The organism is uncultured Olegusella sp. (assembly GCF_947253395.1).
GTDB lineage: Bacteria > Actinomycetota > Coriobacteriia > Coriobacteriales > Atopobiaceae > Olegusella.
Genome location: NZ_CAMXYY010000003.1, coordinates 1 through 15,541, shown reverse-complemented (window position 1 = coordinate 15,541; position 15,541 = coordinate 1). Strand labels below are relative to the sequence as shown.

Sequence of the window (15,541 nt, the reverse complement as noted above, 5' to 3'; positions counted from 1 at the left end):
CCCCCAAAGCATCTGCCTTAACCTATACTCGGATTAACAACAAACGCATCATGAAGGGACTGGCGTGAATACAGCCAAAATGAAACTGCGCCAATTAGTACGTACCGCGGGAACAGTCATGTATCTATAACAATATGCTCAGCCATACTATTACGAAGCGTAGTTGAAGCTTAATATTTCAAGCACTTTACCACGAGAAAATCAGTAGCCATGTGCCTTGATAAATTGATAGGTACGTGCACGATTTTCTTTATCGCGAAAGGCATACCACTGTGCAGCTTTTTGCAAATCAACATCAAGCGCCACACAGTCATTTTCAAGCACGGAAGTAATTATTTCGATTGTTTCATCTACCGTTGTACCTACAGGACCGGGAAGATCACAAGCAAAATCAATATAACTTCCCACATATTCTAGAAACTCTATCTGATCAAATTGATAAAACACAACAGGCTTATCTTGATACAGTACATCCCAACATACACTAGAGTAGTCTGTCACCAACAAAGAACACTCCATGATTAGTTCGTTGAGCGGGCGTTCTCCCAAAGGTATCAATTTAACACGGGGATTATCCGTACGGAATGCCTCAATAAATTCATTAATCTTGGGATGGATAAAAAGTTGGAGCGTCGCATCATACATCTCAAGAAGCGTAATCAACTTTTTATTGGTCAGCAACGCCTGATATGCCTTGAAATAGTCACTCTGAACAAAGATATTCATACTCTGTTCTTCAAGCCAGGGACGCCAAGTGGGCATGACAAGAATAGAAGGATGCGCCTTGTTGGCGCGATTTTCCAAAGCATCCCAACGCGAAAGTCCCAAAACAGCAACTTGGTGATCTGCATAACCAAAATGATCAACAATAATCTTTTTTTCTCTCTGTGATGAAGTCAAAAAATACGTGATAGGACTGGCACTATCTGCACCAAAGCCTTGGTCAACACGCTTCAAGGCGATAACACCATGCTGCAAAAAGAGCATGTCATGTTTACGAATACACGATTGGACGATATTGGGCTTGGGGCGCCACTGATAAAGATGAGCACTAGAGTCTGAGCCCACATATAACTTTGCAATTAGGGCATAAAAAAGATGCTTAAAACTCATAAAGCTAATAATATGTCGACCATATTGCTTTACCTTGTCATAAGCGGGAGCTTTTTTGTCGATGACATAATAAATATCCTTTTTTTCTTCTGCAGAAAGTTCTTCCATACAGTAGCGAAAAAAATGATAGCCATTATCCTCGGCAAGCTCGCAAAACTTCTCATACACCAACCAAATGTGTCGATCTTTGTAAAAAGAGCCAAACATCTGCGCGCATATACGCGCTGCTATCCCATAAAAACGTGTTAGAAACGAATCATATGGTGAAGCAGGGCGCACCGCAAAGGCAAGTCGATAAGCTAACAATGTGGGATAAGGGAAGAGCAATAAACCGCTGTCAAGCAAAATTGAATCCCCCCATACCGCAAGTCTTTTTATGAGCGCTCTGGAACACTTCACAAATGTTTTGACCACTTTGCCATCTTGCTCAAGATCAATAAGCAGGTCCCAGTAAATCTCACGGAACTCAAGGGCATTCGTATCAAAGCATGTACTGAGATAAATCCAGTCCCCTTGTTCGTAAACAGTTGTATCAAGCACAAAAGATACAGGCTCAGATACACTGCGATAGATAAGTTCAAGAGCTTTCGCTCGGTAATTACCTTTACGTAACTTGACTTTAAGAGTTATATAACCGTTACGTTTACACCGAGCAACGTCAGCAATTCCTGAGACAAAACGAGAGGGCAACTCATCAGACCAACACACTACAACAGCAAGCAATAAAGTGTTGTTGGCAACATACGCTGCAATTATCGGGAAGCTATCAGCAGTTTCTTGATGAAAAACCAGAGTATGGGGAGGTGTGCAATTTGCCGGCAAAGCAACAGGATCAAAATGCACAATTATTTTGTCATCTTGAATAGGATGAGATGTCTGAAACTTAAAGCTCTGATAACACACAGGAGCATCGGTTGCAGGTGAAAAAAGAGCAAACGATGCGCGTGGCACATGGTTCTCACAAAGATGGATACCTATCTCTGCCAGGTCAACTACAAGCTGCTGATTAGCCAGCTCTTCTTGGGTTACCAATCGTGCCCACAATATTTTTTTCTTCTGAGTAAGTACAATCCAAGAATGTTCAGAACGTATCGCTCCTTTTGGGAGTTTAATTGTGAGAATTTTTCCCTTTTGCTCAATTGCGACAAAAATAGGTTGACCCGTAATTCCTTCTAGGCTTTGTTCAATAAAGCGATAACCGCCTGTCGTATCCACGCCACGCTTTGCTTCTTTACTCATGCTCATCTTATTTCTGAAGTCGTCCTTTTACATCAGTAGTAGAAATTCCAGGCGTACGATCAAGATATGCAACATCACAACATTTCTTGAGATACTCAAAGCGATTAGAAGCCGCCCAATCACCACCCATAACAACGGTGTCAATGTGATAGTCCTTCACATCACTCAGTTTTTGTTCCCAGTGCTTGAGTCTGGTATATTCTCCGTTTTCTTCACAATACGGCATGAGAGCAACTCTTTTTGTCATAGACAATCAAATCAGTGCACATATTCTACCACCCATTTCCACCTGTTTTATTTGTTCGCCTATACTTATAAGTACTATGGATATTTCTCCTAAAGGGACTGACGTGAATACACCACATATAAAGCTAAATCAGCTCATACGCACAGCAGGCAAAGCAATTCTACGTTACTTCCCCAGTACTCGTCAGTGGTCTCGCGCACGATGGTGGGCACATGAACGTCGGAGGTATGAGCGCCTTACAGCACATATCGCAACAGATTCCAAGGTAGTTGTCTTTAGCTGCTTTATGGGTCGATCTTTTGCCGACTCTCCTCGTGCTATATATGAGGCAATGTGTGCCAACAGCTACTTTGATGATTATGAACTGTGGTGGATTTTCCGTGAGGACAAACTTGAACAGTTTCAAAATGATCCTCGCCTTTCTCGCGCTCATTTTGTTGAACGTAGTACTGAGGACTACCTCCGTATTCTAGCCCGTGCTCAATACTGGATTTTTAATGCACGTTGTCCTGAGTATGTACTGCCCAAACCCGACCAAGTTTATGTGCAGTGCTGGCATGGCACACCCCTAAAAAGATTAGGTTTTGATGTACAAGTAAATACAACTAATGCACTCAATACCACACTGGAACTTGCTAATCGTTTCAAAATTGATTCAGCAAAGTGGAGCTATCTTATCTCGCCATCGCCCTTTACCTCTAAGCATCTCAGCGATGCCTTTGGGCTTGAACCAGAACGTCGTTCCTCTACGGTGCTTGAAGTGGGCTACCCCCGCAATGATCGCATTGCGCGTGCGTGTAAGACCCCCGATAGTCTTACGCATGCTAAAGCAGCCATTATGGATGAACTTAACATTCCTCAAAACAAAAAACTCTTACTCTATGCACCCACATGGCGAGATAACGATTACAAAGCAGGTATCGGGTATGTCCAGGATACCCTCATTGATTTTGATCTTTTGCAGCGGCAGCTCAGTGATGAGTGGTGCATCCTTTTCCGTCCACATTATTACATTGCAAATGAGTTTGACTTTGCCAAATATGACAGCTTTGTATATAACGCTGCCGCTGTTGCTGATATCAATGATCTATATATTGTGGCAGACGCACTGATGACTGATTATTCTTCGGTTTTTTTTGACTACGCTGTTACTCAGCGTCCTCTCATTTTCTACTGGCCAGACTTTGAGTTTTATGATGATCATGTGCGTGGTTTTTACTTTGATCCCCACACGATTCCTGGTCCCAAATGCAGTACGGGAGAAGAGGTCATCCAAGCAATACAACAACTTGATACGTGGCAAGAAAACTATGGGGAGGCATATCAGAAGTTCCGCAAATACTTCTTACCTAAAGATGATGGATATGCATCTCAACGAGCAATCGCGCATATCTTTAACATGCCTATAGAATCAAAGTAGGTAGATCTATGCTATTCATACTCGGTATAGGTCTTCGTCTACTTTCTGTGCTTTTTAGTCTCTTTCCCCTCAAACGGCGCGTAGCTTTTTTATCGCGGCAAGGTAAAGTCCCTTCTGTGGATTTCTGCATGCTTGCCAACTATCTACAAAAAAATGATCCTGAGCTATCTATTGTTATTCGTACAAGCAAACCCGAACAGCATGGTTTGGGGCAACTGATACGACACATGACTTCTCAGCTTTGGTATGCAAGAACATCAAAGGTAGTTGTCCTTGATGGCTATAACCCTACCGTTTGTATACCTCATAAACGAAAAGGCGTATTTGTTATACAGTTATGGCATGCCGTAGGCGCTATCAAAAAGTTTGGCTTTCAGAGCATTGACACAGCTGCGGGTCGTTCCTCCTCATACGCAAGACTTGCTCACATGCATCAAAACTATGATCTCATTATCTCCGCTGGTCCCGGAAGCAATGCTGCATATGAAAAGGCATTTTTCTATCCTGAAGATTATGTAGTAGCTCTTGGTCTCCCCCGCATTGACCGCCTTCTTACAGGGCCAAGCCAAGCTGAACTTAAAACCAAATTTATCACTGAATATCCCTGGCTCAATAACGGCAATATGAATGTTTTATACGCACCCACCCTACGCCCCTCGCACACCAAAGATGACTGGCAAGAGACTGCTATCAATAGTCTCTCTGCTGCATTGGTTGAGCTTCCCATTAATCTCATTGTGTCAAAGCATCCCTTAACCACACTCAACAATCCTGACAGACTTCCTGCCAACGTATTTGTATTGCCCGGTCACAGCACTGAGGAATTACTTCGTTTGGCAGACGTGGTAATAACCGATTACTCAGCTATCGCTCTGGAGGCTGGTCTTATAGGAAGTACGGTACTTTTCTTTATGCCAGATTATGAGGAGTATTCTTACTCCCCCGGCCTCAATATTGATCCTCTGCACAACCCACAACTGTTTGGCACAATTTATGCTGAAGATATCGCCACAGCTCTACATAACAGCGAATATTTAGCATGCATTCAAAAAAATTACTCCGCCTTTACTCAATCCTACTTTGAAGGGATAACACCAGGTTCAACTGAACGTATTGCCCAACTTATTTATGAACATATTGACGAGACATACAAGTCCAAAACAAGATAGCATTATTCGTGATAATAAAGTTTTAAGCAAAGCTCACACAGTGAAAGAAGCACAGATGACTGCAGTATCGGTAATTGTACCCACATACAATGAGGAAGAATATCTCAGGCAGGCTCTGGACTCACTCGCTCAACAAACACTCAAAAGCATCGAGATTATCTGTGTAAACGATGGATCTACTGATAATTCTCTCGCTATCCTGCAGGAATATGTCAACCGCTATCCACAATTCAAGCTTATTGACAAAGAGAATGGTGGTTATGGTTGTGCAGTTAATACAGGAATCGCTGCTTCTACTGGCGAATATATTGGTATTCTCGAGCCAGACGACTTTATCGATGCGCATATGTTTGAAGATCTGTATCGCTACGCACAGATTGATGTGCTACCCAGTCAAGACATCTTGCCATGTGCCCAGTCGTATCTTGAACAGCATCCTGAACAAACAAAGGCAGATATTGTACGCTCTTCGTTTTACCATTATTGGGATGCCAATGAGTATGAGCCTGCAACGGTAACCATTCCTCCAGGCTATGGAGGGTTGCCTTATCGCGTTACGCTTGGCACAGTGCCCGAGCTAGCTTTAACTGTGCGGGATCATCCCGCAGTCTGGGCATGTATTTACCGTCGTGAATATCTCACCCAAAACAATATTCACTTTGTCGAGGCACGTGGCGCGGGATGGGTAGATAACCCTTGGCTTTTTGACACGGCGTTGAGTGCCAAAACTTTGGTATGGGTACCCAAAGCGTACTACCATTACCGCCGCACTAATGAGAATTCTTCGATGTTTACCACTGACTACACTATTCCTTTATCACGCATGGAAGATATGCTCGCCATCTTTGATCGTTATCCCCAGGCAGACGCACAGATTTATCGTCACTTTGCTCGACGAGTACTACGCCTTACCGTTAGCATTTTTAATGGTATGAAGCTTCAAAAAACTGACCCTCAACTCTTTGAACGAGTAAGAAAAATTTTTAGTCGACTGAAACCCGAAGCGGTACTCGAAAATCCTGAAATAGAAGAAACACGCAAAATTTTTTATCGCGAAGTAATGGGGCTCTACGACAAAAAACTAAAGAAGCTTGAGCGCGTTAAAAGCCCTGAGCTTACCCTGCTGGTAAATGCGCATAATAACTATGCGTTTATCTCAGGTATTTTACGTCTACTCAATACCCAAAACAGCTCTGCATCTATCGATATCATTGCATGGGATGAAGGGGGAAGCTGGGATTATTCTGGTATATTTTCCCAGCATGTTGCCAGCTTTGACAAGCGTATCAGCTATCTCAATGGTAATGCTCACGAAGTCTTTGCTCATATACGTACTGACAAAGTATATGTAGTAGCGAGCAATGCCACCCTGCAAAAGAATAGTGCAGAACAGTTAATTGCCGTTACCCGTCAAAGCTCAGCAGATATTTTGCTTGTGGATTCACTCAATACACTTGAATGCCCTATTGGGATGAGCACGATTGAGACAATCTACCCTCAACTCTTTGAGCTCATGCCTACAAACTTTGGAAACTTTTGTATCAAAACAACCTTACTTTCGCAGGTCTTTGACCATCTGGAAAAATACCCCTTTGACTTTGACCCCTCAGAGCTCATGTTGCGTACACTACTAACAGCTCATACTCTCGAATGTAGCCCCCTAAAATGTATACGCACTCTCAAGCGCGATCGTGCAATGGGCGCAGTACGTATCGCTCGCGAGCAAATCAATACTGAAAATCTGCGCATGGAAGCCCTTGTCCGTATGAAGGCTCTTCTCATAGAACAAGGTGCATTTGAGGCAGCAGAAAAATCTTTCGAGCATTTTGCTGCTAGTGTCCTCGTTGAAGATCTTCAAGATAATGACTTTGCCTCATTCAAGTTTAAAGCACACTACATTATAGACGGCTGTATCTCAGCTCTTCTTCCTCATCTCGAAGACCAACATGAGTTTATAGCGCGCAGTCCCGAGAAGCTACTCTACCTCCTAAAGCACAACGAGCCACTCTACCATAAGCAGATAGGCCAAAAACGCTATGGCACAATGCGTAAGCAGCGCGATAACTATCGAGAACGTTATCATGCGGAACGCGTACAAAATACAAAGCTTCGGCAAGAGCTCAAGCGAAAGGGACTGCGGGGCTTTAGTAGATACATACTCAAAACGCCGCTTGGGCCAATACTACGCAACTTACTCAAACACTAGTCAAGCTTACTGCTTGCTGCTATTTTTCCTTGGCTTAAACGCTTCACGTATCTTCTTTGCAGGCGTCACAAGGGCTGAACCTATACGATACGATTTGGAAGAAAGCAGAGCATCTAGGCGTTTTTTAAGCCGCCTGTTTTTCTCAAGCGCGTCTGCCAGTGCTGACTCAGCCTTCCTGTGCGCTTGCATCTCTTTCTTAAGATCCGTAGCGGCAGAGGATGCGGCATGTTTATGCGTACATGCCATCGCCTCCGCAGCACATTTTGCCACCAGCGCCCTCTCTCTTGATGCTTCAGCATCTTCCATATGTGTGCGGAAGGTATCTAGCTCACGCACCAACACCTCAAAATTCCTCTGATCAATCGGGTTTAACGCCCAAAATGCATATTTTTCCGCAAAAGAAAGCTTGTGATAATCATTGCGCGCATTACGGAGCAATTGTGTTGCAATCATAGTTGCGGTTCGTGTCTGTTCAGCCACATCAGACGGATAACGCCATAATTCCGCAAGAACTTCTTGATAGGCAAGAAAATAACCATGCGCATGTTTGAATTGTTTGGCGGACGTCATGAGAGAATCACTGCGAACACGCCGACGATAGAATGCTTGTGGTATATATCCAACTCGCTTAGCGTGCCAGAGTGCCTGAAAGGTAAATGTATTATCTTCATGCGCAGCTGATTGGTTAAAGCGTAGATGAGACGCATCAAAATAGGATTTATTAAAAAATTGTAAGGCAACATTTACGCGATATTCCTCAGCCGCGTGAAAGACACAAAGGAGATCTTTTCCATCCCACACACCCGTATAATCTTGGTAGCGACGGTAATACTTGGAATACTTGGCAAACTCACGCTCTGCTTGTTTACTCGGTATTTTTGTATCATCGAGAAATGCAGCGCCATCAAAAATAACTTCATCTAGCTGGTCTTTTTCCGCTCTCTCCCAAAGAGTCTGAAGTGCATTTGGCTCAATCCAGTCATCAGCATCCAGAAAATAAAGATAATCGCCCCATTGGTGATCCCAGCTCAACGCCGCATTTCTTGAACTGGCACAGGAGTGGCCTGGTTTATGCTGTGACATCACCGTTATACGTGTATCGTGTTGGGCATAGTTCAATGCCACATCGAGAGTGGCATCTGTAGACCCATCATCAACAATAATTATTTCTATCTCTTGTAGAGTTTGACGAAGTATACTATCAAGGCATTGTCCAATCCAGAGACTCACGTTAAAGGCAGGTACAATAACAGTTACTTTTGGCACACATAACGTTGGAGTACGTTCTTGAAGGACATAGGGTTCCGTAGAACCTTGTTTCAGATTTTGTATCCTAGGGTGATACTCATACGCTGACTCACATCCACAAACACAGTCATAATCTCCGCAACTCTCATAGCTTTCTCGTTTAAAAGCTAATACCTTCGTTTGTATCAGTTCAGAGTGTGCAATATGACTGCAAAGCACAAAGCGCTCCTGAGCATCGGACATTCCATGTAAACATTGCGCGAGTGTTCTAACAGCAAAATTTGCAAACGGAAATTCTAGTTCTTCATAACGTTCTCGATTGCACAGCTCAGTATACAATTGTGTTACCGCAGTAAGAACATCTGTTGGTGAGTGTTTGATATGCCGAAGATTCCCTTTCTTCGTGCGATGATGTACTAACTTTTCATTGATGCTTAAGAATTGACTCGCCTCACACAAAGCAAGTGCAATAAAAACAATTTCAGCAGTCTTATTAAATGGTAAAAAGCTTAATTTTTTCTCTTTCAGGAAGCTCAAGCTAAACAATTTAGTCCAAATATCAGTTGAAGAGATTGTCATAATATGCTGAGGAGCGTCCCTGTAAGAGAACACTGTTTTATTGCTATAAAACTGAGGCCACATTTGAGTCCTCGGAATCATTGTATTGGTATGGGATTCAAACGTTTTTGCATCAAAAAACAGCACGTCTACTTGATAGGTATTTACCTGATCTTTTAGACGTTCTATAAAGATACGTTCAACATAATCGCCTGCATCACAAAAATAGATGTAATCTCCTGTTGCGTATTGAATAACATAATTATACATCTCATCTTGGCTGCTACCAGACTGATTGATAACTGTTATGCGCTCATCATGTTGGGCATATTCAGCAAGAATGACTTGTGATGCATCATTGCTCCCCCAATCAATGCAGATAAGTTGAAAATCATCCGATGTCTGAGTAAGAAAGCTGTCAAGGCACTGATTCAAGAAAGGCGCATCATTTAACACTGATAGGACAACAGAAATGAGAGGCATTATTTATCTCCTTGGAAATATCAGCACCTAATAGACCAATCAAATAAGTATTATCACACTAAAAAATTATGCAGTTCACCACCATATGGTGGATTAACTAATAAAATTGAAAAGTATTAATGGATTCATATGTGCATACAGGTACTCGTTCCCACAAGTAAAATTTGAATACCAACACAAGCACCATGCAATGGAATGCTCCGCAATAAAACGTAGAAGAAGGTTTGCTTTCTACATTTGCTATAAGAGATAATAAGGAAACATAAACATAAATAGAGAAGAGAGCTATTCAGTATGCCAAAAGTGTCCGTAATTATTCCAATATTTAATGCAGAAAAATATCTTGACGAATGCTTGAAAAGTGTTCTATCTCAGACCCTAAGTGATATTGAAGTAATTTGTGTAGACGATGGCAGTAGCGACTCAAGCCTTACCATCCTAAACAGATATGCAAAAAATGATTCGCGCATTAAAGTAATAGAACAAAAAAACGCTGGTGCAGGTGCTGCAAGAAACAAAGGAATGAAAATTGCTACTGGAGAGTATCTCAGTTTTTTGGATAGTGATGACGTCTTTGAACTAACCATGTTAGAAAAACTAGTTACTATTTCTGATTTTGAGCAACTTGATGTTGCTATATGTAGGTGTAACAAATTCATTCACGAGACAAAAGAAACTATTGATACTCCATGGACTATCAAATCTGAGTTGATACCAGCTAATAATTACTTCCAAGCAACCGATATAAAGAAGGACTTTTTTGAAGCTTTTATTTGGTGGCCTTGGGACAAGCTATTCAGAGCTCAATTTATTAAAGATTCCTCGTTGTATTTCCAAGAACAGCGCACAACAAACGACCTATTTTTTGTGGTGGGAGCCACCCTGCTTGCCAAGAAAATTGACTATATCAACGATGTCTTAATTCATCAGAGGGTACACGAAGGATCTCTAGTTGTTACACGAGAAAAAAGTTGGCACTGCTTTTTTGATGCTCTCATTAAGGTAAGAGATTTTCTCCAAGAAAAAAAACTTTATGATCGCTTTGAACAGGACTTCATTAACTATTGCGTCACGTTTACAAATTGGTATAAAAATAGCGTTGACATCTCGACGTACCAGAAAATAGTCCCAACGCTATCTAGAGCTTTTAAAGAATTAGGCGTGGCAGACAAACCGAAAAAATTTTTTTATAAGACAGGTAGCTGGTCTGAAGTACAAAAAGTGCTAAATTGGAAACCCATCGCAATAAGCGTTATTATGCCCTCACTCAACGTGAGGCCTTATATTCGTGAATGCGTACAAAGTGTCTGTAATCAAACTCTTCGCAATATTGAAATCATTTGCGTAGATGCAGGTTCAACTGACGGCACGCTAGAAATACTAAGAGAGTTCGAAAAAAACGATCCTCGCGTAACTGTCATAGTTTTAGATAAAAAAAGCTATGGCCACCAAATGAATTTGGGGCTTAAGCATGCTCAAGGCGAATATATAGGAATCGTTGAAACAGATGATTTTGCCTCCCCAACCATGTATGCCAATCTTTTTGCAGTCGCTAAGAAGAGGGATGCAGACGTTGTCAAAGCAAATTGGCGTCGTTTTCAAACCAAGCCTATCCAGCATGATACTCTGTTTGAACGTTATGCTGGTTTACCTTATAACAAAGTTCTTACCGTAGGCGAAAAGAAAAAGATTTTAGATGGTGCATCAGGAATCTGGAGTGGCATTTATAGGAAAGATTTTCTCACAAAAAAAGGAATTGATTTTCTAGAAACTCCCGGCGCTTCCTATCAAGATACAGCTTTTTTGTTAAAAGTTATTATGGCAGCCAAATCTATAATCTTACTAAAAAGGGGATGGCTGCATTACCGTATTGATAATGACACTAGCAGTGTACATTCTTCAGGCAAAGTATTTTGTGTCTGCGATGAAATGAAATCCGTCCATGCCTATATAAATGCACGACCTACCCTTAAGAAGACTTATAGAGCAGATATCTGGTCACGCACGGCTACTGTGTACGATTGGAATGATAAGCGTCTTGCTGACAGCCTGAGAATTGATTTCTTAAAAGAAGTCCAAGCTGAATTTACCCAAGGACTAGAGTCAGGGTCTTTCAAATTAGACTATCTTACTGGTAGATATCGCAGATTTATTGAGCAAGTTCTGGAGAGCCCAGAATCCTATGCTGCGCAGCACAAGACAATATCTCAGAAATTTGAGTCCTCAAACCTTAAGAATTCACCACTATTCACTATAGTGCTGGAAGTTCGCAATGGAGAAAAAACCCTTCGCACATGCTTAGATAGCTTACTCGCTCAAACTTTTTCTAGTTTTGAAGTTCTATGCTTTGATCAAAACTCACTAGGCAATACTGATACAATTTTGGCCAAATATGCACATGAGGATTCCCGATTCCAGGTTATCAGCGATGGTGGAGAATCTTTGCGCAATACCGCAATAAACAAATCGCAGGGTGCCTTTATCCTGTTTATCAATAACTACACATTTCTACAGCCATCATGTCTTGAGCTTTTAGGAGAAATTATTGAAACGCAATCTCCTGACATCCTACTCAATAAACAAACATGTTATAACTTAGATTCAAAAAAGCTGACACAAGAGTCATTCGGATACAACGAAGTAATCTACAGCAGCATTTACCCGTTCAATTCAACTACAGCACCAAAACAATTACTACAAGTTAGCTCACCAACTGTGTTAGGCAAAGTTTATAGAACAGGCTTTTTAAAGTCTCTTCCCTATCAATTTGAGACTAATACATCGTTTAGAAACGATGCTCTTCTGTGCTTAATCGCTCTGTTGCAAGCATCAAAGATCTCTGTCTGTGATACTGCAGTAATAGTCCAGGCAAGTACTTCAAAAGAACGCAAAGAAAATCATATAAATCCCTATGCATCTGAACTTGCTAAACCATGGATAGATCTTCTTGGAGCAAATGGTGTATTTGCATCTAATACATACAACAACCCACTCGTTCTCTCGAGTGCCCGTGCGTTAGCTGCACATACTATTCGTAGCGACTTTGATTCATTGACCAGCAACGATGCGCGAAGTATCGCAGTACATGCACTTAGTTCTGATGCTGTACGCAACACAGGTGTTTTCGATTTGGCTTGTGAATCGTATGAAGAGGAAGCAGATTACAACTTCTTCCAAGGATTACGAGCTGGATTTGAAAAAATATCCTCATCTACGGAACGGGCAGAAATCACAGTAATTCCCCGAAAAAGCACGATTCAACCATCAGTTAGCGTTGTGGTTCCCATATATAACTCCGAAGAATACCTTTCAGAATGTCTTGATTCTCTTGTAAATCAAAGTAAAAACGACATTGAAATCATTTGTGTGGACGATGGAAGCATCGACTCCTCATCCGAATTAATCAAAAAATTTGCTGAAAACGATCCACGAATAATACTGCTACATCAAGAAAATCAAGGTCAGAGCGTCGCTCGAAATACAGGTGTAAGTTATTCAGTAGGAAGATATATTTACTTCATTGACAGCGACGATGTACTTGATATATATGCACTTGAAAGACTATACAAAAAAATGGAGCTTGAAAAGCTCGATGTCCTCTTTTTTGAGGGTATAAGCTTCGCACATTCCACCGATGACATTGAAACATACCAACACTTTGAGGGAAACTATCAAAGGCATTATCTACACTCAGATGTCCTTAATGGACCCACATTACTAAAAGAATTATGGAATGACGGGGACTACTGGGTTTCTCCCTGTATGCAGATGACACGTAGAGAGCATTTTATTAATAATAATCTTTGGTTTCTTCCTGGAATCATTTATGAGGATAACTTTTATACGTTCAAGTCTCTCTTACATGCAAGACGAGCGAATTGTATGCATGATTCACTCTACAAGCGCCGAGTCCGCTCAGGATCGACAATGTCAGGTAAACTTAAGTTCTTCAATTGCTACAGTTATTTTAAAATATTTCTTGCTATGAGTGACGAAATTTCAGCTCACTCTCCAGAGGATGAGGGATGGGCTGTTGCATGTGAATTGCGCGAATACATGTTGCAGCATGCTAGGGCACAATTTTCAAAGCTCTCTAGTATTGAACAAAACGAACGATGGTTCATGCCTGAACTTGAGCTCTATCTTTTTGAAAAAAATATCACAAGCTATTGTGAGCTCAAAGAAATTATCAAGGCTCAGAATGATGAGATAAATACTTTAAACAGATTGGCCGCCTCAAATCTCAGGGCTGCAAATAGATTGCAGGATAGGCTCTCCCAGATAAAGAACAATAAAATTATTAAGTTAGGTTTGAGGTTGAGGCGTTTTTTGAGAAGGGCAAGAAGGGCGCTACGCAATCCAAAACTTATCCTAAGAAAGCTAGGGCTATCCTAGCTTTCCCACCCATAATTTACTCAATAACTAGGCGTATTTTACTATGTCTGGAATAGGACAGTTTTTATGAAACATATCAAGGGATATGAAGTTCAACCTCAGAACTATAAGCAAAAACGTGATCCAGCAATTGAATTAATGCGCATCGTTGGTTGTCTTTGTGTAATCGCATGCCATATTAATCCGGGCCCCTTAAAACACGGAGTGGCATATAACTCTCAAATTTTTATCACTTGCCTAGTTGCTGATGGAGTAGCAATTTTTTGGTTTATTACCGGATGTTTTCTTTTTCGAGAGGACTTTAACTATCAACGTTCTTTGAGTCACTTTGCTAAGAAAATAGGTATCCCCGTATGTGTCTTTTGTCTTTTTATTTTTTTCTTTTATGACTTTTTTATATCTGGAACACCCATCTTAAAATCTCTTAGTCATCCACTCAGCGACTATAAAGCTTTGGTATATAGTTTAGCTAAGTTGCTTGTTCCCGTTAAACGTAGCGGACATCTCTGGTTTCTTATAGCTTATTTCTTACTTCTTTTAATCTCTCCTGCACTTAATTCTTTTGCACTTTATCTCAGAAAATCTGACAAACGAGAGAATGTGTTTCTTGCGCTTTCCTTTATTGGATTGACGATAAATACTTTAACAAATAACCAGACTTTTGCTTTTTCGCACCATAGTCTTAATGCAATGATTCCAGGAGCTATCATAGTTCTCTGGGGGGATATTTTTTACCGCAGGTGGAACAATATAAAGCTTCGCTTAGCCTCTCATCAACTTCTTATTGCATTAGTTGCGCTAACAGGGATAGTTTGCGTCAACAATATACGTGCCATATTCCAGCATCATGCCTATATGCAGGGACTCGATCATACTGTGGCGATCTTTTGGTATTCACCTTTCGGTCTATTAGTTACCATCTGTATCTATATACTTTGCAAATCTTTAATACAAAAAGATACTCATCCCAAACTCAAATTTATCATTTGCACTGTAGCATCACTCACGTTCCCCGTATACGTCATCCATGAATTTATTATTGATATGCTTAATTCCAATGGAATTATCCCTTTTATTAAATCTCACCTATTACATGGGATGTCAGGATTTTGGACTCTCTCCTTTATCCTTTGTACTGCCACCAGTATCTTTTTGGTAAGCCTCGCTATTTGTGGAGTACTAAGCAAACTATCTGGGATTCTTACCATAAAAATCAAGCACAGTAGATTTTTCTCCCAACCCCACCAGCAAGTGTAACATCATAAAAGTACCAGCTAACTCACTTGGTAGAGTGGATAGGGTTCTGCAAACAAAAGTTAGTGTAACAGTGCCTCTGAGGCTGAGGTAGTATTCCCTAGAATCTGAAGTCTTTATATAATCAACGCTACCTTTTTCACCCTCAAAACCGAGGTAACGTACAATTTCTTGCGCACTTTGACAGCAGCATAGTCTAGATATCAAAA

8 protein-coding genes are annotated in these 15,541 nt (G+C 41.1%); 5 read left to right on the top strand and 3 right to left on the bottom strand.

What is annotated here, in order from left to right; genetic code table 11:
* Window positions 1-201 precede the first annotated feature (201 nt).
* A complete protein-coding gene (locus tag Q0X25_RS00735) occupies window positions 202-2,352 on the bottom strand; it encodes a CDP-glycerol glycerophosphotransferase family protein (RefSeq protein ID WP_298578391.1) in 2,151 nt (716 codons plus the stop codon).
* A gap of 7 nt (window positions 2,353-2,359) precedes the next feature.
* Window positions 2,360-2,599 carry a hypothetical protein gene (locus tag Q0X25_RS00730; RefSeq protein ID WP_367270363.1) on the bottom strand — a complete coding sequence of 80 codons (240 nt, stop codon included), beginning with the start codon at window positions 2,597-2,599 and terminating at the stop codon, window positions 2,360-2,362.
* A gap of 103 nt (window positions 2,600-2,702) precedes the next feature.
* On the opposite strand from Q0X25_RS00730, the gene Q0X25_RS00725 reads away from it, so the two are divergent.
* From Q0X25_RS00725 to Q0X25_RS00715, 3 genes are read left to right on the top strand one after another with little or no spacing between them, the layout of a single operon-like run.
* On the top strand, window positions 2,703-4,019 hold the full coding sequence (locus Q0X25_RS00725) for a CDP-glycerol glycerophosphotransferase family protein (RefSeq protein WP_298578388.1): 1,317 nt from the start codon (window positions 2,703-2,705) through the stop codon (window positions 4,017-4,019).
* Window positions 4,020-4,027: 8 nt separating this feature from the next.
* Entirely contained in the window at window positions 4,028-5,188 is a 1,161-nt protein-coding gene (locus Q0X25_RS00720) for a CDP-glycerol glycerophosphotransferase family protein (RefSeq protein ID WP_298578386.1), read from the top strand.
* A 55-nt stretch (window positions 5,189-5,243) separates the two neighbouring features.
* Window positions 5,244-7,394 (top strand): glycosyltransferase, encoded by a 2,151-nt coding sequence (locus Q0X25_RS00715; protein WP_298578385.1) that lies wholly within the window; start codon window positions 5,244-5,246, stop codon window positions 7,392-7,394.
* 6 nt (window positions 7,395-7,400) lie between these two features.
* Here Q0X25_RS00715 and Q0X25_RS00710 read toward each other — a convergent pair whose 3' ends face one another.
* Window positions 7,401-9,683, bottom strand: a complete 2,283-nt coding sequence (locus Q0X25_RS00710) for a glycosyltransferase (protein WP_298578383.1) — start codon at window positions 9,681-9,683, stop codon at window positions 7,401-7,403.
* Between the two features lie 294 nt (window positions 9,684-9,977).
* Between Q0X25_RS00710 and Q0X25_RS00705 the strand changes: the two genes are divergently transcribed.
* Together Q0X25_RS00705 and Q0X25_RS00700 are read left to right on the top strand one after the other, a co-directional pair.
* Complete coding sequence (locus Q0X25_RS00705) at window positions 9,978-14,078, top strand: glycosyltransferase (protein ID WP_298578381.1); 4,101 nt, start codon at window positions 9,978-9,980, stop codon at window positions 14,076-14,078.
* Between the two features lie 66 nt (window positions 14,079-14,144).
* Window positions 14,145-15,335, top strand: coding sequence for an acyltransferase (locus tag Q0X25_RS00700; RefSeq protein WP_298578379.1), 1,191 nt, complete (start codon window positions 14,145-14,147; stop codon window positions 15,333-15,335).
* Window positions 15,336-15,541 lie beyond the last annotated feature (206 nt).